This window comes from Paenibacillus nicotianae (assembly GCF_042681745.1).
Taxonomy (GTDB): domain Bacteria; phylum Bacillota; class Bacilli; order Paenibacillales; family Paenibacillaceae; genus Saccharibacillus; species Saccharibacillus nicotianae.
The window spans coordinates 340,054-360,071 of record NZ_JBHUGF010000010.1 but is presented as its reverse complement, the minus strand read 5'-3'; the positions used below and the strand labels follow the sequence as shown (position 1 = coordinate 360,071).

Genomic DNA, 20,018 nt, shown 5'->3' with positions numbered 1-20,018 from the left:
TGTTTTCTCCGCTGACCGCCGATTACTCCAGATTTTCTGAAGCTTTATCATAAGCGACAATAATTTTTTGTACTAATGAATGACGAACTACATCTTGTTCTTGGAAAATAACAAATCCTATTTCTTTGATTCCATCCAAAATCATACGCGCTTCTACTAACCCTGACTTTTTGCCACGCGGTAAATCGATCTGGGTAACATCGCCTGTAATCACCATTTTGGAACCAAATCCTAAACGAGTTAAAAACATTTTCATTTGTTCTGCGGTACTATTTTGCGCTTCATCTAAAATAATAAAGGCATCATCTAGTGTACGTCCACGCATATAAGCAAGCGGAGCAATTTCAATCAAACCGCGCTCTAACGCTTTAGCTGTCTGTTCCGGGCCCATAACATCATAAAGAGCATCATATAAAGGACGCAAATACGGATCAACTTTCTCCTGCAAATCACCCGGTAAAAATCCTAAGCTTTCTCCTGCTTCAACGGCTGGACGAGTCAAAATAATGCGTTTAACTTTGCCTTCTTTGAGCGCAGCCACAGCGAGTACAACCGCCAAATACGTTTTACCTGTACCTGCTGGCCCAATCCCAAACACAATATCTAATTTTTTGATTGTCGATACATAGTGTTTCTGACCGATCGTTTTGACACGAATCGGTTTACCACGATAGGTCTGCGTAATTTCACCTTTATATAAGTCAAGCAGTTGGTCTGCTCTGAGCTCTTTGGCAAGTTCTATTGCATACAAAATATCACGCTCTGTAAGTACATATCCTTTACGAACCAGTTCTAATAATACTTCAAAAAGCTGAGTCATTTGCTCTACTGCTTGTGCAGGACCATGAATCGAAATCTCTGCTTCACGACTACCAATTTTGGCTTCCGTATCGCGTTCAATTAATTTTAAGAAGCTGTCCTGTGGTCCGAACAGTGACAATCCTTCTTCTGCATTTAGCAGGGGAATTCTGGTGCTTTGCGTTTGCTCTAACAAATAGCCTCAATCTCCTCATTGATAAAATAATATAAAACTGCTTTTGTGCACCTATACTACAAAACTTGAGTACAATCTCTTTACCCTAAACTTTACCATTGTATGGTTTGTCATGCAAAATTTTTTGCACATTATCTATCATTACCATACATCGATCCAAATAGAAACAAAATGACAACAGATTAGAAAGAAACCGATCTCCACTATAGAGATCGGCTAATACCTAACTATTTCTTGTCTACTGCATATTTACGATTATTGAAAGGACGTTTGGCACGAGGTTCGCCTAGAATTTCTGCCCAAATCACACCTTGACGGAGCTCATCCGAACCGATAGCATTTTTAGACGTAGATTCTGAATCCAACTCTTCAATTTGTACTCGACTTCCTGCATTCAAATGCATCGAGCGGGCTTGAATATCTTTGTGCATTTCATCCAAACGTTTTTCCACTTCACTTTGATTGGAAATGATACGTTTCGGTAATGCAGGCTCTTGTGTATATGAAGTCGATCTTGTCGCTGAATCTTCATATCCCGGCGTATTCTCTGATGTATCTGAATCATCATAACGTTGCTGAGCCTCATGATAACGTCGCTGTGCCTCATCTAATGATTCAGGTTCAGCCGATGTGCGCTCGGGTTCATTGAACCATCTTTTTTTGGTATCACCATTTCCACCAAACGTTGGCATACCTGAAGGTTGCCCGCCTGCCTTCTTTTTGGCTGAACGCGTTTTGACAAAAGAAAAGATAGCAAAGGCAATAATGGCGACAAAATATAAATTACCCATAAGGAATTCAAACATGAATTATCGCACACCTTTATTTATTTGACTTATTATCCGGGCTACTGCCAGAATCTTCTGATTTACCGATTGAACCTCTCATTTGAGTGTCGGCTTCGATATTTTTGAAATTCATATAATCCATAACACCGAGCTGACCCTGACGAAGTGCTTCTGCCATCGCAAGTGGTACATCGGATTCGGATTGAACTACACGTGCTCTCATTTCAACAACGCGCGCTTTCATCTCTTGCTCTTGAGCAACAGCCATCGCACGTCTTTCTTCTGCTTTGGCTTGAGCGATACGTTTGTCTGCTTCGGCTTGTTCGGTCTGTAGCATAGCACCGATATTTTTACCTACATCGACATCCGCGATATCGATCGATAGAATTTCAAAAGCTGTTCCTGCATCCAGACCTTTTTGTAATACAGTACGGGAGATCATATCTGGATTTTCCAGTACTTGTTTGTGAGAATCACTGGAACCTACAGTCGTAACAATACCTTCACCTACACGCGCAATAATTGTCTCTTCACCTGCACCACCGACCAAGCGGTCGATATTCGCACGTACAGTTACACGAGCTTTAACTTTCACTTCGATACCGTTACGAGCCATAGCAGCTACGACAGGCGTCTCAATCACTTTAGGATTAACACTCATCTGTACAGCTTGCAATACATCACGACCTGCAAGGTCAATCGCTGCTGCACGTTCAAATTCCAAAGGAATCTCTGCACGTTGCGCCGCAATAAGGGCATTTACGACCCGGTCTACATTACCACCTGCTAGATAATGACTTTCCAATTGGTTCATATCAAGTCCCAGACCTGCTTTGTGCGCTTTGATCTGCGGATTTACAATACGTGAAGGGGTTACGCGACGTAGACGCATTGCTACAAGCGTAATAATACTTACACGTACACCAGAAGCTACTGCTGAGATCCAGAGCATAACAGGGAAGAAACTGAAAAATACACTTAAAATAATAATAGCGACAACAACGATAAAGAGTATACTCAATACACTTGTACTCATTATTCACATCACACTCCAATTTTTATAGTTTAACCTGTGTTACCTGACTTGCTTATTGCCTGTATTCTTGGATTCAATCAATCTGGTATAACGCTAAATATGTAAACGAACATGACCCCTTTTGTCTACATATGTGTATATGAATCCATATTGAAGACGAAGCAATATCATTTTAAAATCATCAAGGTATGAATAGAAAATGAGTTGTTTATCCATACCTCATTCTTATGGAATAACCTCTATGTGTGAAAGTTATTCTTTCATCAACTGTGCATGTAGAGCAGATTCTTCTGTTATTTCTTCTACAATGATACGACTGCCATCCACTTGCTTGACTCGAATCGGGCGATCATTCGCAATAAAATTACCCTGTGTGACAACATCGATTCGTTCATCATCGATCAATACTGTACCTGACGGACGAAGAGGCGTTACACTTATTCCTTCTTTGCCCAAAAATTGTTCTCTGGTTAAGCGAGACATAAAGCTTTGCTCTGAAGAAAGCTGTTCTTTGAGAATAAAACGATTCCAGACGCCGCGTTCTTTGAGCAAAATAGCAATCAGTGTGACGACTACAGCAGCAGAAGCAAATGCGATACCTAAAGATAACAAAGCATCGCTTGTATCATACGCAGCTTTCACTACACCTGTAATCAGACTGGCTGAACCCAAAATACCCAGTATACCAAAGCTTGGAATAAACAGTTCCAGTACCAGTAAAATAAGTCCTCCTAAAAAGAGTAACCATGTGGTCGATCCTGAAAAACCAGCCGCATAACTACCGAAGAAATACAATGCAAAAGCAACAATACCTACGATACCCGGTATACCGAATCCTGGTATAATAATCTCCATCGCTATTCCGACCATCCCAATAAATAGGAGCAGAGTCGTTACAATTGGATTAGTCAGTACGCGTGCAATATTTTCACCAGCACTTGGTTGTACGTTCACTATATCTTCAGGTGAATGCCCTAGTTCAGCTACAACAGCATTAGTAGAAGACAGGATATCATCTGCAAATCCTACTTTCAACGCTTCATTGCTAGAAAGAGAAATAATCTGTCCTTTGGTTTTGGTCTGATTAATCTCTGGCATGGCTACTACCATATTTACATCTGTCATACCGTCAGCAATATCTGCATTACGGTTATGAAGCTGTGCCGCAGCTCTCATTTCACTTTTCCAATAAGCGACCTGCTTGGGGTTATCTATCGGGTTGCCTTTACCATCCACAATAGCAGCCGCACCAATTGTACTTCCAGGTTGCATAAAAATCTTATCTGCATTCAAAGCAATATAACTTCCGGCAGATGCAGCTTTGTCTTGTACAAAAACAGCTACAGGAACATCGCTATTACGCACCATCGCTCCAATATCTCCTGCTGCTTGAAGTTCTCCACCCGGCGTGTTCATTTCCAGCACAATCCAGGATGCTTTGGCTTGCTTCGCTTCTTCAAATCCTCTTGCCAAAAACTTTTGTAATCCGCTTTCAATTTGACGGTCAATAGGAATCACGTAGACTGCACCATCATTATTGCTAACCACTTGTGCGGATGCGGCGTCAGCAGATTGTGGATAAATCCCCGCTATAACAAGCATCGCCATCAATGAACTTAACAATAAAAAAGTTAACCGACGTTGTACACGTCCAATCTGGTCACGCGATACATTCATGCGATCTTAGCCCCTTTCCGTTCAGATGTGTTTTGTTTAATACAGCAATCATACCAATATTAAACAATATACATATAAGCATAGTAAAAGGTAGTCTATACATAATACGCGAATTTCATGGTTACGTTTCAATTATATTCCTTTTTCATCAAATAAGCATAGAAAAAAGCACCCCACTTTATAAAAAATGAGGTGCTTTCACATATGTTTATTGCAGAAATTGTTGAACCGTTTGATTCACAACTTTTCCGTCTGCGCGACCTTTTACTTTAGGCATCAGGGCGCTCATCAGTTTTCCCATATCGGCTTTTGAAGAAGCACCGGTTTCCTGGATGGTCTGCTTTACAAGAACTTTAATTTCTTCTTCAGACAGCTGTGTGGGAAGGTACTCGGAAATAATCTCAATCTCCGCTTTAAGGTTGCTTGTCAGGTCTTCACGACCTGCTTTTTCAAATTCTTGGAGGGCATCTTTGCGCTGTTTGATCTCACGACTAAGAATATCAAGCACTTCAGTGTCGTCCAAGTCTCTTTTCAAATCTATTTCGAGATTTTTAATCGTTGAACGAACCATGCGGATGGTCGACAATTTGAATTTCGCCTTGTCTCTCATTGCTTGCTTCATATCTTCGTTTAATCGTTCGCTAAGATTCATGACGGGTAAATCCTCCTAAAACTTTCTTTTACGAGCAGCCTCAGATTTTTTCTTACGCTTAACGCTCGGCTTTTCATAATGTTTGCGTTTTTTCACCTCAGCCAGAACGCCATCTTTAGCGATGGAGCGTTTGAAGCGACGAAGTGCTGCATCAATTGTTTCGTTTTTGCGAACTTTCGTTTCAGACACTAGTTTTCCCTCCCTCCGACCAGACCGTCCAAGAACAATAACACGGTTTATCAACTTTCATTATAGGTGAAAGTTGAATGAAGTGTCAATATGATTGGCTAGTTTTGCCTGCAATTTTTTAATGTTCTATTATATACCCGTTTTAGAGTGTATTGGAACATCTTTTTTTATTATTCTTTTCCACGCCATTTTGGCTTAGGCGTGAGAGTTCGAAATGCCTGTTAGAGCACCAAGATTCGCTCCACCTAACAAATGATAATGAAGATGTTGCACCGCTTGTCCACTATCAGGTCCGCAGTTATTAATCAGACGATATCCACTTTCGTTAATACCTAACTCTTTAGCTAACTGTATCGCTACTCCATGAATATGAGCGATGACCGGTAAATCTTCTTGCGTCACTTCATTCATGGAGTCGATATGCTTTTTAGGAATAAGCAATACATGTACAGGAGCAGCAGGCGTAATATCGTGAAATGCTAACATTTGATCATCCTCATATACTTTTTTGGATGAAATCGTTCCTGCTACAATTTTGCAAAATAAACAATCTTCTTTGACGATCATAATAAGACTCCCTTCTTCAACCTTTTTTGGGTGTATCTAGCTTTCATGTAGGTGTACTCATATCTACATACGTTCAAGGATCACTTTAGAACCGCTTCCTGCTTGCTCCGCAGGTACAATGACTAATTTACGAGGTAATCTCATTCGTAATTCAGGAACATGGCTAATGATCCCAACAGAAAGTTGATCATTATGAAGCTTTTCTAGTGAAGTTACGACTGTATCCAAAAGTTCGGGATCAAGTGTACCAAATCCTTCATCCAGGAAAAAGAACTGAAGAGGATACTGTCCACGCAATTGAATCTGAGCAGATAACGCTAGTGCTAATGATAACGAAGTCAAAAATGTTTCTCCACCTGATAACGAAGACACCGGGCGACGAATACCACCATTACCATTATCACAGATGACAAATCCTCCACCTGAATCCACTTCTAAAGAATACCGTTGCTTGGTCAAAAAGCGCAATCGCTCTGAAGCGGCTAAACTGACCTGCATTAGTTGTTCTTCTGCAATATATTCAACAAACGCATTACCTCGCATACTGGCTTGCAATTTGGATAAATGCTTAGCTTCTTGAGCTAAAGTGATCCGTTGATCTTCTAACTCACGCCAGCGCACATGACGTTGTTCAAGGTCTTCGCGATCACGAGTCGCTTTGGCACGTTGCTCCAGGGCTGTCTCGTCGGCTTGGCGAGCCTCTGTATATTGCTGCTGCATCTGCGCCCATTCTTCTTCGCTAACATGTTGTCCATTTAATTTGTTCTGTACTTCTCGCAAATGTACAGATAGCTCATGCTGTTGTTCGCGATGATATTGAATCTGTTGTCGATCCGACTGAATCTGATCTTCGCTCATTCGCGATTGGCTTACACTTTGTTCATTATCAAACGGAGAAGATTGCAATGCTTGTTGCCACTTTTCAGCATGTTGTTGGACTTGTTCCTGCAAAGATTGTAGCGATTGTACAGCTAATTCTACTTGATGTGTTGCTGTCTGCTGATGTTGTAGTGCTTCGCGCCACGAGTCTGTTGTCTGCTCTGCTTGCTGACGTAATTGTTGGTGTTGCTGTTGGGTATCTGTTAATAACTGTTGAGCAGATTGATCTCCAATCCATTCATTCAGACGATTTTTCTTTTCTTGTAAAAGCTGTTGATTACCTTCTTGACGCGTCTGATCTTGAATCCGTTGTTTGTCCAGTGTATTGATATGATCGTTACCATTCTTAATAGCTTGTTCTCGTTCTTCGATGTACGGAACACTTTTTTCCAAACCTTCACGAATTTTCTCTGCTTGTTCATCCATCTGAGAAAGAGCGTCAAATCGCTCACGTGCTGATTGTTCTGTTAAATGCGGTAAATTCTGTTGCCACTGTTGTAAAAGTTGCTCTAACGACTGTGTAGCCGCTTGTAGACGGGTATTGGACTGTTCCAGTAAGCGTTCAGATGATTGTTGTTCCGATTGAGCAGTTAGTCGACGACCTGACCATTCTCGTTCATCTTGTCGCCATTGTCGTAATTGTTGTTGTAATGTTCTTGTTTGTTGTTCTAAATGCTGATTTTGAGTTTGCAACTTAGCAAATTGCACTTGTAGTTCTTTTTCAGACAAAACAGAAATTTGATCGTTTGAAGCAGATACCAATTCTGTATTATCCAGTTGCCAATCCCATTCTTGCATATTGCTATCTAACTCAATTTGACGACCACGAACATGTTGCTGTTGCATTTGAAGCTGTTGTTTTATTTGTTTTAAGGTCTGAGTTTGTTGATTGATAGTTTCCGATTCCGGTGTTGGAGATACGGATTCATCTGCTAAAGTAGAAAGATGATTGTTCATATGAGCAGGTTGTGGATGATGAATAGACCCGCAGACAGAACATGGTTCTCCTTCTTGCAGTTCTGCCGCTAGCATCATTGCCAGACGACTTGATTCTGCTTCTCTAGCTTGTTGTTCATATTGATTTTCCAGTTGTTCAACCGATTGCTCGGTTTGTTGTAGATCATTGGTCAATTGCTGATGATCTTGATATAAAGCGAAAACCTGTTGTTGTAATTGCTGTTCCTGCACTGATCGTTGTGCTTCTTGCTCGGTGATCTGTTGCCATACTTGCTTGGCTTGTTGTGCAGACTGTTGGTATCCATTATATTCTGTCTGTTGTTCTTGTAGACGGGTTCTTGCTGTATCTAGAGCAGACAGTTGTTGTTGAGCTTCTTGCAACTCACGTCGATCCTGACTGCGTACTTCACAAGCTTTTAACTGTTTGTTTAATTCTTCTTGACGCTGTCGCGCTTTATCTAACAACATCTGTTCACGCTGTACTTGATGCGATGCTTCTTCCAGTTGTTTTTGTGTAGCTTCCAATTGATTCTGAATCTGCTGTTGATCTTGTTCTAATGCAGCACACTCTTTTTGCAATTGTAAAGCTTGTTGTAGTTGCTCGATCCGCGTTACCAATTGAGGCTCTTGCTCTGTTAACTGTTGCTTGGCTTGCTGTTCGCGCTCAGCGGCTACCGATACAGCCCTATCCGCTTGTTCTAATTGTTGTTGCAGAACGGTTACGCGCTGTTGTTCTTGTATCGCTTTGGCTTCATGGGTACGCCATGTATCTAATAACGGCAATAAATTCTGCGCAGATACTGCTTGTTCAATCTGCTGTTCTTTATTAACAATCTCGGCTTCATGCTGTTGTAATTGATCTAAGCGTTGTTGTAATCGTAATTGTTCTTGTTGGTATTCTCTAATCTTGCTCCATTGCTCCGTACGAGCAGTCATATCTGCCAGCTCTTGACGACGTTGTTCTGCTTCTTGAATAGCAGTCTCTAACCGCTGTATCGCTGTCTGCAATGCTTCGGCTGAGGCTTCGCCTAGACCTGTCTGTTCAGCATATAATTTGCCTAGTACGTTGTCTGTTTCTTTGACACGTTGACTAAGCTTTTGCATTAAGCGATCGCCATATCTTTCTAAATGGAACAAACGCTGTAGCATCTGTCTGCGATCACTGCCTTTAAGTGATAAAAATTCAGCAAATTTACCCTGTGGCAATACAACTGCGCGTGTGAAATCATCCATTTTCAGTCCGATATAATCTTCTACACAACGAGTAACTTCTGCTAATTTATCTGCAACTACTACATCACCATCTGCACGCATTTCGACAAATCGACTCATAGCATTGCTGACAGTATGGTCTCCTGTACGTTTGAATCGTCGCTCTACTCGATATCGCTGTGCTCCTTCAGCAGATAATAATTCAAATGAAAAAGAAACAAATAACGAATCTTCAGAATGATTCATAATACCCTGTGTACCGTTATAGGCTCGTTCTACTTTACCGTATAAAGCAAGTGTAATCGCATCTAAAACAGTCGACTTCCCGCTACCTGTAGGTCCGAAAATACCGAATAACCCTGTTTCACATAATGCTTCAAAATTGATTTCTTGTTGCTCACGATAACTTTGCAAACCGGATAATTTGAGTGTGATTGGCTTCATGATGGTTGTTCCTCTCCGACTTCTTCTTCATCGATCAATTCCAAAAATAACTCTACTAATCGATCTTCAGGGGTTGCTCCACCAGTCTGACGTTCATAAAATTTGCGGAATAGTTCATGTACAGGCAATTGAGCACGTTCAGCAAAAGATTGCTGTGCTTCTGTTTCGGGATATACAGGTCGAATATTGACGATACCACTATAGGCTTTGCGAATCGATTGAATATCAGACATCGATAAAGCTTCTAATAGTGAAATTTCTAAATCGATAAAAGCATTACGATCTCGACCTTCTTCTAACCATTGATGAACTTCAGTCAGACCACCTTTGGCTTTCCAGCGCACAAGAGGACGACCGCAAGTCAAAAAGATTTCTTCGATCTGTGGAACGCCTCCAGGTACAACATCTATCATAGTGACCGATTTGGCTTGTCCTGCCTCAGAAAAGCTATATGCTAGTGGAGAACCACTATAGCGGATTATCCCTTCTCCTTTAACAGCTTGAGCGCGATGAAGATGCCCTAATGCTGTATATTGAGCGCCTGTGTAAAGCGCAGACGGATCAACCGTATAAGCTCCTCCAACTTGAATAGGTCGTTCTGAATCAGATTCTTCCCCACCTAACGCATAGATATGACTCATCGCTAGGTTAACTGTATCCGGCCGAAAATCGGTCGCTAACTGTCTCATCAACATGCCTACTCGTTCACTATAGGCACGACGAATCAAATCTTCATCGTGTTCTACTGTTAATAGTTCGTTCAGTCTAGCTTCAGAAGGATAAGGTAATGCTGCTATGATCGCTGTTTCTGAGGTTCTGGTAACAGGGATCGTTAATGCACTTGCAGCAGGTGTACCCAGTAAATAAATCCCTCTTCCTTTGACTAAAGGAGTAGCTGACGCTATTCGATCAGGTTGATCATGATTGCCTGAAATCACTGCCAGTGGACGGCCATTCGCTGTTAATCTAGCAGCAGCTTCGTAAAATAATTGTTCTGCCGCAGCAGGAGGATTGACAGAATCGTATACATCGCCTGCCATCAAAATCAAATCTGCTTGTTGATCATCTGCAATCTGAACCAATTCATCGACAAAAGCGATTTGTTCTTCAAGACGACTTCTGCCTTCTAATGTGCGACCAAAATGCCAGTCTGCTGTATGTAAAATACGCATAGCCCTCTCCTTTTTGAGTAATGATTTATTTTAAATAAATATAGATAAAAGGAGGTTTGCAACCAAAAGTTCTAGCTTCATTTATAGACTAGACTCTTGATAACAAACCACCTTATAATTTAAATTTTTATCGCTTCGTTAATATCAAAGAAATAGATCCACAATTGATCTACTTTCCAATTCAATGAATCTTGAATAGCTTGAGCATACAATTGAAGTTGAATACGATAACGCTCTTTGAGCGCTTCTATACCTCCATGGCTATCCAGTACACGATCGGTTTTGTAATCAACAATAATCCATTGATCATCTATACGGAAAATACAATCAACGATCCCTTGCGATAAAATCTTATCCTCTGCCTCATTGATTGGAATACCATAACTAAATGCCAGTTCTCGTCTAATCTCTGTAGCTTGTAGCATTTGTTGACCTAACGATGTAGCAAAAAAAGCAACAATCTCGTCTGCATGTACACTATCAGCTTGATCCTGACGCAAAATTTGACGTTGAACAAGATCAGCTTTGGTCTGCTCTACAATTGTGAGATCGATATGCCCTTGATCTAAAGGAACCCGTTGCATCACTGTATGATATGCTGTGCCCCGTTCTGCTCCGCTTAATCCACGCTGTTCCATAAATTTAGGACGTTGCAATTGAAGTGTGCTTCCAGCTATTGAATCGCTCCTATCAGCAGATACCGTAGCTGAACGTTCAGAACCAAGATCAGAGTCTGCTAAAGAAGATATCTGCTTAGGTGATTGCATCTCATCCTCTGAATAATTGTCTAGAAGAATCCCGGCGCGCTGTAAAATAGTACTCATCAAAAATGGATTAGCATCTGTCGATCCGGTAGTATTGGCTGGGTTAGTAGGCTGTTGATCTGTATAACGTCCAATCGTCACACGTTGATCTAGAGATTCATGTATCCCATCCACCGATGGAGATTCTTCTGAAACCAATTGTCGCTTGATTTCACTGATCGTTGTTTTGGCAGCAATATGAGTAGACAATTCATAAGGATATTGCCAGGACAGTCTTTGTTCCACATCACTCGCTTGTACCTGTGCATGAGTGTCTTCAACTGCTTGATCATTTTCAAAAACGGTTACAGGCTGTACTTGCTCACCATCTGCTATGTGTTGTAATGCGATCCACTTGGGATCATGCTCACGCAAAGCAGTAATAGATTGCTCTGTATCTTCTGTTGTCGATTGCAATTGACGACTATCTAGAATCGTAATACTCCATGGCGTAGGATCATCTGCTAAGCAAGCAGAATAAGGCCCTGCGGCAATTTCATTGCGCTCGCGAAATATAGAAGCTGCACGATGACGCATTAATGCTGGCCCTACCCAGTCAAGATAGGTACGACTTTTGGCTAATACATAATCAGGCAATTGCATATAATCGGAGTTCTGAACCTGACTCCATGCCGATATTTTTTTGTCGATATCTTTGACAGTACCAATCATAATCAGCTTGTCACGCGGACGAGTCAACGCAACATATAAGACACGCATTTCCTCTGCTAACAATTCTGTTGCAGTACGGCGACGAATCGCTAGATTAGGCAATGTTGGATAGCTAACACGTGTATCTTCATCTACAAATTTAGGACCAAATCCTAATTCTTTGTGCATCAAAAAAGAAGTATTCAAGTCTTGCATATTAAACATCTTAGACATACCTGCTAAAAAAACAACTGGAAATTCCAAGCCTTTACTTTTATGAATCGTCATAATACGAATCGCATTTTCTTGTCCATCTACAGAAGCAGTAGCCCCTAGATCACCATCTGTATCTTGCAAGCGACGAATAAACCGCATAAAGCGAAATAACCCTCGTGAAGAAGTAGATACTTCAAATTTACGAGCACGATCATACAATATTCGTAAATGATGTTGACGTTGCAAACCTCCCGGTAATCCAGCTAACCAATCTAAATAGCCAGTATCGCGGTAAATGCGCCAGATCAGATCACCTAATTCCCCTTCTCGTGCTGCTAAGCGCCATTGCTCCAATTGTTCGAGAAAATGAAGTAATTTGTAACTCCATTCTTCTGGTTGTTCTTGCATATGTTCGGCTGCTAACATCATCGCTTGATAATACGAAGTGTCTTTGCCAAATAAACGAATTGTTGCCAGTTGATCTTCATTTAAGCCAACGATTGGAGAACGCAGTACAGAAGCCAGTGGAATATCTTGTTGCGGATTATCAATAATAGCTAATAATGATAATATAATTTTCACTTCGACCGCTTCAAAAAATCCTTGATTTAATTCACTATAAGCAGGTATACCTTCACGTTGTAATTCTTCTAGTATCAGCGGTGCCCATGCTGCTGTCGAGCGTAACAAAATAACCATATCTCGATATTCTGCCGGACGTAATCCATCTACTGATTTATCGTAAATTAGCAATGGCTCGCCATCTGGCTCTACCATTTCGCGTACCCGTACAGCAATCGCTTGTGCTTCTAAGCGAGCAGATTCCATCTCTGAAGCCTCGTTGACATACCCGTCGATATCATTACTGTCATCTGCATTGCTGTAGTCAGCACTGGCTCCACTTCCGGCACGATCAATAATCCAACACTCCGGTGCATATGAAGTCTCATCACCAGTTGGATATTTCGCCCCTGCTACTAACTCTGCTCGTTCATCATATTCAATTTCTGCCACTGTTTTATTCATAATCTGTCTAAAAATCATATTAACCGCATCGACTACTTGATGACGACTACGGAAATTACGAGAAAGGTCGATCCGTCGTCCTTCTCCTTGCCAATTATCCTGATACTTTTCATATTTATCTAAAAATAGTCCGGGTTCTGCTAAGCGAAAACGATAAATACTTTGCTTCACATCACCAACCATAAAGCGATTACCGATCGTTTCTCGTGAAATAAGTTGAACCAATTCTTCCTGTACAGAATTGGTATCTTGATATTCATCGAGCATCACCTGATCAAATCGTTCACGATATTCCAAAGCCACTTGTGAAGGAATCACATGTTCAGGTGTAGAATCTGGATGACGCAAAATATGAAGAGCATAATGTTCTAGATCGGCAAAATCGACCCAGCCTTTACGTTGTTTTTCCTGTTGATATTTTTGACTAAAACGAATGACTAATTCTGTTAATTCTTGCATCAAAGGAAATGTCTCGCGTAACTCTTGTGCAAATTCATCAGGTGTTCTACCGAAAAACAAACTTTTGATCTCTGCTAATGATTTTTTTGCATTTTCACGCAATTGTTTTACTGTTTCTTGTAATTGAGGATCGATTCCGTCTTTGCGTACCGCTTTTAATTTGCCAAAAGCAGCACTTTGGAAAACGGTATACAATTGCTCCCACGGCTGAACAGTCATTGCAGATTGAAGGGCATGAATTACTTCCAGATCATCCCGTAAACTATCTGCATAAGCGACAGGCCCACCCGGCAATAATGCTGTATCTATCGCCTGATGCAATACTGCTTCAATTCCTTGTAAAGTTAAAGCAATATCGGTCATAATATTCTGAACCCATGACGTATTCTGTAACGAAGAACCGTCTGTTACATTAAATTCGGCTGCTGTACGCTCTAACCAGTATTCAGGCCACGGATGACTACGCGCAAAATGATAAAGACGCTCTACCAAAACCAAAGCAGCATCATCGCTACGCTCTCCACCGAACCAGTTCATTAAGCGATAAAATTGCTTGTTATCCCGCTCTTCTTCTTCGGTATACTTCTCTTCAAATAATTCTTCCAACAATTCTTCACGCAAAATATCACATTCATTTGCAGTTGCGATCCGAAATCCAGGATCAAGCGGAATCATTGAATAATAACGTTGAATAATTTCCAAGCAAAAAGAATGCAATGTCGTAATCGATGCTTGACTCAACAACGCTAATTGTTGACGCAAATGATCATCTTCTGGACGACGCAATACTTCTTTATCGAGAGCAGCCCGTATCCGTTGTCTCATTTCGGTTGCCGCTGCTTTGGTAAAAGTAGCTACTAACATCCGATCTACATCCATCGGCTGAATAGGATCAGTTACTTGACGAATAATGCGTTCCACCAGTACGGCTGTTTTACCAGAACCTGCCGCTGCTGCTACCAGCATATTGCCACCATCTAAAGAGATTGCTTTCCATTGATCATCTGTCCATGTACTATTTTCTGGCTTTGGCATCTCCTGTCTATTGGACAACAGTTGCTCATTGTCTGCAAATAGATCATCTATATATTCATTGTTGTCTTTATGATTATCGTTGTCGATCATGAAGGTGAATCTCCTTTCTGGTAGTCATGGCGGTTTTGTAACAGTTCCCATGTTTCATTTTTGCCCGGTTTTTGCAGTAATTTATATTGATTTTCTTTTAATGATTCATCAAATTGACAGACTGATTTGTAATCACAGTAATCGCAGGCTTTTTCTTGTTCTATACGATAAGGAGTAATCTGCGTAGTTCCATCGGTGATTTGTGTACCGATTTCCTGTGCTGTCTGACGGACGTTACGCAGTAATTCTTGCCATTGATCTACTGACGCGACCGCAGAACTGCTATAAAATCCTCCATCTGCTTTGACAGCTACAGGCAAAATAGCAGAATATCCTTTATCTAATTCATTGTCCATTTTGCTAATCACATCACGATCAGCCAGCAATAGCCCTTTCATTTTGAAACGCTTCAGCATTTCTTGTTGAGATTGTTGCATACTTAGTCCGTTACCTGCTTGTAGCATAGGATTATGCACATGAAAATACAGTGCACCTGCTGGTTGTGCTGATTGACCTAGTTCTTCTTCGGCATGAGTTAACAGCACATCCAGATACGTGAGCATCTGCAATGCTAAGCCGTAGTACACTTCATGCAATTTAAGATCGGTCTGGCTAGACTTGTAATCGATAATCCGTAGTAATAAGGTATTATCCCCTTCAGCTACATCTACCCGATCTATCCGTCCTACAATTTCCATCGTACATCCATTTGCTAATGTAAAACGAAGGGGTGGCCAGTCTCCATTCGGGCCAAATGCAAGTTCTAAATAGAGCGGTTCAAAATCTCCACGTCGTGCTTGCTCTCCCAACATCACTGAAGCACGACTTACAATCTCACGCAATTTACGTGAAATATAATTGTAGCGCTTAGAGCTAGAAAGAATCTGTCCTTGCAAACGCGGAATATGCTTATCAACTGCTTCATAAGCAATCTCTACACACTCTTCACGAGTCAATTGCCCCCATGCGCGTCCTTGCTCTTTGAGCATTGTAGCAAGATCCGTTAATGAAGCATGAAATAATTGACCGATATCCGGAGCTTTTAAGCGATATTCTTGACGCTCTCTCAATCTCAAGCCACGCGAAGCAAAGTGAGCAAAAGGACAAGATACAAATTGTTCCATTCCAGATACACTGGTACGTAACGTCTGTCCGTACAAATGTCGACTGGTATCTATATCTAATAAATCACCTGTATTTTTATAAAATAAAGACTGCACCAGCATACTTATCTGCGGTCTCAATGCTTCATGTGTCGTATACCAATTCAATACATGCCACCATGTGTTGGAAATCGTTGTTCCTCGACTCCATTCTCGTAGCTGTGCGATCAAATGCGGTAACGTTGTTGTAGGAGTACTCACATATTGCAACGATGCTATAGGGTCAGACTGAGCAGATAATGGAGACACTATCGATTGATTTTGTAAAAAAGGAAATAATTTATGGACATTTGTAATCACTTCTGAAGGCAAAAGCCCTTTATCTTCATCATCTGTTAACGCATAACTGAGACATAATTTAGAGCTTGCTACCGTCAGCGCATGATAAATCAAAAATTGCTCATTCAACAACAATCGTTTACTACCTGGCGATAATTCTAATCCACCTTCTAACATATTGGTTCGTTCCGGTTCGCTTAGAATACCACTGTCTGGAAAAAGGGACGGCACAATCCCTTCATTCATCCCTAATACAAATCCATATTTAATATCCATAGGACGGGTACGATCCATCGAACCGATCAACACCTGATCAATCGCTGGCGGTACAATCCCTAATCGAATACCACTAAGCCCTGTTTCCAGTAAGCCTGCAAAAGTTCCCAGATCAATAGCATCTTCTGCCATAATATCAACCATTTGATCCAGCAAATCGATAATTTCACCATAGATCTGAATATGCTCACGAGCTCGCAAAGGATTACCTTGTGCAGTAGCATGTGTACTCATTTTTTCCAGATGTATTGCAATATTGCAATCTTCTAATAATTGATAAAGCGCAATACACATTTCTTTGGCGTGCTTCGCTTTTTTGATTCTTTTTTCAAAGCGGTATAATGGCTCAATCACAAGCTGACGGGCTTGTTGCATACGTTGCCCTTCTGCTAATTCGCGTTCACTGATTTCTTTGACCTCATCACCAGCTTCCAGCGAAAGACTAGGGATGCCTTTCCATGGGTGTCCATCTGTCCAGCGTGATCCATGAATACCTGATGCTAACACAACATTTTCTAAACGGTCGATATCTTCTGTGGTCACACGTCCATCATCTGGAAGCAACAACCCTGTTTTGATACAACGGAACACATCTTCATACCGCCAGAAATATTGCACAATATCCAATGCTGAACGTATAAATTCTGCTAATGGATGCTGTAATATAGTACGCTTCTGATCTAGAAAATAAGGAATCTCGTAATCTTGCAGTAGTGGTGCAATAATATGTTCATAATCTGCTAATTGACGGACAAATACACCCATCTCTTGCCAGCGTGCACCTTCTTCACGAGCAAGTCGGATCATTTCCCGAATCGCACTTTCTACTTCTGAACGACGATCAGGAGCAACATACGTATAAATATCCTGTTGTTCATCGGCTTGCTTGATATACGATGCTTGTTGCCAGCGATGAGAAGAACGATACGCATTTTCTAAATGAGCTAACTGCGGACTAGATTGAAAACGAACAGGGATATCTGTAGGATTCTCTGAAAGATTTTCAACATCTATCGTAAAAGACTCATCAATAGCGCTAGCATACTGCTTTAATTTGATATACGTGGTAGCTGTCTGATGAAAAAGCTCCAATTCATGAGGCGGCTCACCATCATAAGAACGATCTAATGTTAAAGCAATCGTCACTGAATTGGCTTTTTGCAATAATGCTGCAATAACACCATATTCTTGAGGTGTAAAACTATGAAATCCATCGATCCAAATATCAACATTATGCAGTACCTGTGATTCTGGAATCGCTAGAGCAAGATCAGTTAATGTATTTTCTCCATCTACATATAATCCTTGCAAATTCTGTTCAAAATCTTGATAAATACGCTGTAAATCATGCAATTTATCGATTAATAAAGGAGAACGAGCTGAAGTTGATAACCGTTCACTGTATTCATTTAATTGCTCTAATGTAATCGTATGACGCTTAAATTCATTATATAATTCGCTTAATTTACCGATAAATCCAAATTGATCACTAGATGTGCCAAACATCCGTAATTGCGATTGATGTCGCTGAATGAGTCGATAAAGAAGCATTTTTTTACCTTCTTCACCAATCGGTGTTTTGGCACTTCCTCCTACATCTTGTAGCACCCAATTAGCTAGACGACGGAAACCATAGGTTTGTACACGCACATTTCCTTTAGATTGACGGGAACGAACAAGTGCATATTGGGCTTGAAAAGAACCCTGTTCAGGAACCAGTAGCAAAATAGGTGGTCCATCCGGTTGTTGTGTAATTTTATCGATAATTCGCTGTGTTATTGTGGTCGTTTTTCCACTTCCAGAGCGACCTAATAAAAAATGCAATGGCATGTGAGTTCACCCTTATTTACGTAGTATAGTCTTCACGATGCAAAAGTTTGTTCGAGATTAATCAGAACAAACGTTCCCTTTATTATAAAGTAATAGGTGTATATATGTAAATCCCCTCCGGTTCAACCGTACAGTGTGTACACGTTTCACAGAAGGGGATATTTTGGATCATTGCAAATACAATTGTATATTCATCATTTTCTATAATAGAATGGTTCCTATTATAGATATCTTAAAATTATTATTTAAAACGTTTTACTGCGTACTTCAAAAATAGCGAATTTCAAATAATGCCCTTCATCTACGCCCAAAATTTGCGGATGATCTTTACCTGCTGCACGCCATTCGATCAGACGTAATACTTTACCTGCATCTTTGGCTGCATCTTGAATCGTCTCCAAAAACAGATCAGGACGCATATGGTAGGAACAACTGGCTGTAACTAGATATCCACCTTCATTCACAAGCTTCATTCCATGTAAGTTAATATCTTTGTATCCGCGAACAGCACCTGCGACAGCACTTTTCGTTTTGGCAAAAGCAGGCGGGTCCAAAATAACAACATCCCATGAACGCCCACCCGCAGCAGTCATCGGTTTGGATGTGTCTTGTTTGCTATCTGCGCTACTACGTAATTGACGCTCATCTAATCCTTTGGCGTTACGACGCAAATAATCAAACGCATCATCGACAACAAATTCAACACGATCTTCAAATCCATTCAACCGTACATTTTCTTTCGCACTTTCGATGGCGTGTGCAGAGATATCAAGACAAGTTACTTTTTTGGCTCCATAATGACACGCATGTAGTGTAAAGCTTCCTGTATGTGAAAAGCACTCTAGCACATTAGCTCCATCCCAATAAGGGAAATCTACTATTTTACCATTGCGATTTACAGGCTTATGCGTCATATGCCCATCTACTTCAACTTCAGTCAGTTCAATTCCACTACGATCGCCCCAACCAAGCATTAAAGGAGCAATCGAAGCACGATTTTCACGCTGGTCAAAGAAATATCCTGTTTTCTGACCTTCTACAATATCGACTTCGATCAATAGACCATTTTCAGTCACTGTCACATGACGAGGACATTCTCCATATAATACACCTGTTACTTCTTCTAGTCCTTCTAATTTGCGAACAGATACATCGCTACGTTCATAGATACCCAGCGGTTGCATCACTTGTACCAATGCATCAATAATATGTTGACGACAAGCATCCATACCTAATGTTAATAATTGGACAACCAATACTTCTCCAAAACGATCTACAATCAATCCAGGTAGAAAATCAGCTTCTCCATAGACCAAACGATACGCATTTTCAGTAGGTAAAAAACGATTACGATGCTTTAGACAACGTGTAAATCGCTCTACAAAAAAAGCAGTATCCATTTCTTCTAACGGTTGATACGATACTACCCTTACAGTGATCTGAGAAGCAAGATTATAATATCCTGTAGCCAAAAAGCGCTTCTGATGAGTCAGTACATTAACCAATTGCCCCGGGATAGGATCTCCTTCAACCGAAGCAATCTCATTTTGAAAAACCCATGGGTGGGCTTGTTCTAATCTTTTTTTACGTTTGGGCTGCAATATCACGCTTGCCAATAGTGTT

The 20,018-nt window shown here is 40.8% G+C and carries 12 protein-coding genes; all 12 read right to left on the bottom strand.

Translation table 11 applies throughout. The annotated features are described in order from the left end of the window. Positions 1-22 precede the first annotated feature (22 nt). Positions 23-994 (bottom strand): PhoH family protein, encoded by a 972-nt coding sequence (locus ACFSGI_RS05815; protein ID WP_204823235.1) that lies wholly within the window; start codon positions 992-994, stop codon positions 23-25. Positions 995-1,221: 227 nt separating this feature from the next. After that, positions 1,222-1,785, bottom strand: a complete 564-nt coding sequence (locus ACFSGI_RS05810; RefSeq protein ID WP_379282681.1) for a hypothetical protein — start codon at positions 1,783-1,785, stop codon at positions 1,222-1,224. 31 nt (positions 1,786-1,816) lie between these two features. Then, positions 1,817-2,818 carry a flotillin-like protein FloA gene (gene floA, locus ACFSGI_RS05805; RefSeq protein WP_204823233.1) on the bottom strand — a complete coding sequence of 334 codons (1,002 nt, stop codon included), beginning with the start codon at positions 2,816-2,818 and terminating at the stop codon, positions 1,817-1,819. A gap of 252 nt (positions 2,819-3,070) precedes the next feature. After that, complete coding sequence (locus ACFSGI_RS05800; protein WP_204823232.1) at positions 3,071-4,495, bottom strand: NfeD family protein; 1,425 nt, start codon at positions 4,493-4,495, stop codon at positions 3,071-3,073. Between the two features lie 208 nt (positions 4,496-4,703). Next, a complete protein-coding gene (locus tag ACFSGI_RS05795; protein WP_204823231.1) occupies positions 4,704-5,147 on the bottom strand; it encodes a GatB/YqeY domain-containing protein in 444 nt (147 codons plus the stop codon). Between the two features lie 15 nt (positions 5,148-5,162). Next, positions 5,163-5,336, bottom strand: a complete 174-nt coding sequence (gene rpsU, locus ACFSGI_RS05790) for a 30S ribosomal protein S21 (protein WP_005547957.1) — start codon at positions 5,334-5,336, stop codon at positions 5,163-5,165. A 195-nt stretch (positions 5,337-5,531) separates the two neighbouring features. Further along, positions 5,532-5,903 (bottom strand): histidine triad nucleotide-binding protein, encoded by a 372-nt coding sequence (locus ACFSGI_RS05785; protein ID WP_204823230.1) that lies wholly within the window; start codon positions 5,901-5,903, stop codon positions 5,532-5,534. A 63-nt stretch (positions 5,904-5,966) separates the two neighbouring features. Next, on the bottom strand, positions 5,967-9,395 hold the full coding sequence (locus ACFSGI_RS05780) for an SbcC/MukB-like Walker B domain-containing protein (RefSeq protein WP_204823229.1): 3,429 nt from the start codon (positions 9,393-9,395) through the stop codon (positions 5,967-5,969). Then, positions 9,392-10,567, bottom strand: a complete 1,176-nt coding sequence (locus tag ACFSGI_RS05775; RefSeq protein WP_204823228.1) for an exonuclease SbcCD subunit D — start codon at positions 10,565-10,567, stop codon at positions 9,392-9,394. Before ACFSGI_RS05775 ends, ACFSGI_RS05780 begins: the two co-directional genes overlap by 4 nt. Before the next feature lie 119 nt (positions 10,568-10,686). Then, entirely contained in the window at positions 10,687-14,847 is a 4,161-nt protein-coding gene (gene addA / locus ACFSGI_RS05770; RefSeq protein ID WP_204823227.1) for a helicase-exonuclease AddAB subunit AddA, read from the bottom strand. Next, positions 14,844-18,395 carry a helicase-exonuclease AddAB subunit AddB gene (gene addB / locus ACFSGI_RS05765; protein WP_204823226.1) on the bottom strand — a complete coding sequence of 1,184 codons (3,552 nt, stop codon included), beginning with the start codon at positions 18,393-18,395 and terminating at the stop codon, positions 14,844-14,846. The genes addA and addB overlap by 4 nt, the downstream gene beginning before the upstream one ends. Before the next feature lie 245 nt (positions 18,396-18,640). After that, entirely contained in the window at positions 18,641-20,011 is a 1,371-nt protein-coding gene (locus tag ACFSGI_RS05760; protein WP_204823225.1) for a class I SAM-dependent rRNA methyltransferase, read from the bottom strand. Positions 20,012-20,018: the final 7 nt, after the last annotated feature.

Bases quoted from the DNA above. Each gene is read 5' to 3' on its own strand.
- ACFSGI_RS05780 (WP_204823229.1), bottom strand. From the start codon at position 9,395: ATGAAGCCAATCACACTCAAATTATCCGGTTTGCAAAGTTATCGTGAG.
- ACFSGI_RS05810 (WP_379282681.1), bottom strand. From the start codon at position 1,785: ATGGGTAATTTATATTTTGTCGCCATTATTGCCTTTGCTATCTTTTCT.
- ACFSGI_RS05785 (WP_204823230.1), bottom strand. From the start codon at position 5,903: ATGATCGTCAAAGAAGATTGTTTATTTTGCAAAATTGTAGCAGGAACG.
- ACFSGI_RS05795 (WP_204823231.1), bottom strand. From the start codon at position 5,147: ATGAATCTTAGCGAACGATTAAACGAAGATATGAAGCAAGCAATGAGA.
- ACFSGI_RS05800 (WP_204823232.1), bottom strand. From the start codon at position 4,495: ATGAATGTATCGCGTGACCAGATTGGACGTGTACAACGTCGGTTAACT.
- addA (WP_204823227.1), bottom strand. From the start codon at position 14,847: ATGATCGACAACGATAATCATAAAGACAACAATGAATATATAGATGAT.
- ACFSGI_RS05775 (WP_204823228.1), bottom strand. From the start codon at position 10,567: ATGCGTATTTTACATACAGCAGACTGGCATTTTGGTCGCACATTAGAA.
- addB (WP_204823226.1), bottom strand. From the start codon at position 18,395: ATGCCATTGCATTTTTTATTAGGTCGCTCTGGAAGTGGAAAAACGACC.
- floA (WP_204823233.1), bottom strand. From the start codon at position 2,818: ATGAGTACAAGTGTATTGAGTATACTCTTTATCGTTGTTGTCGCTATT.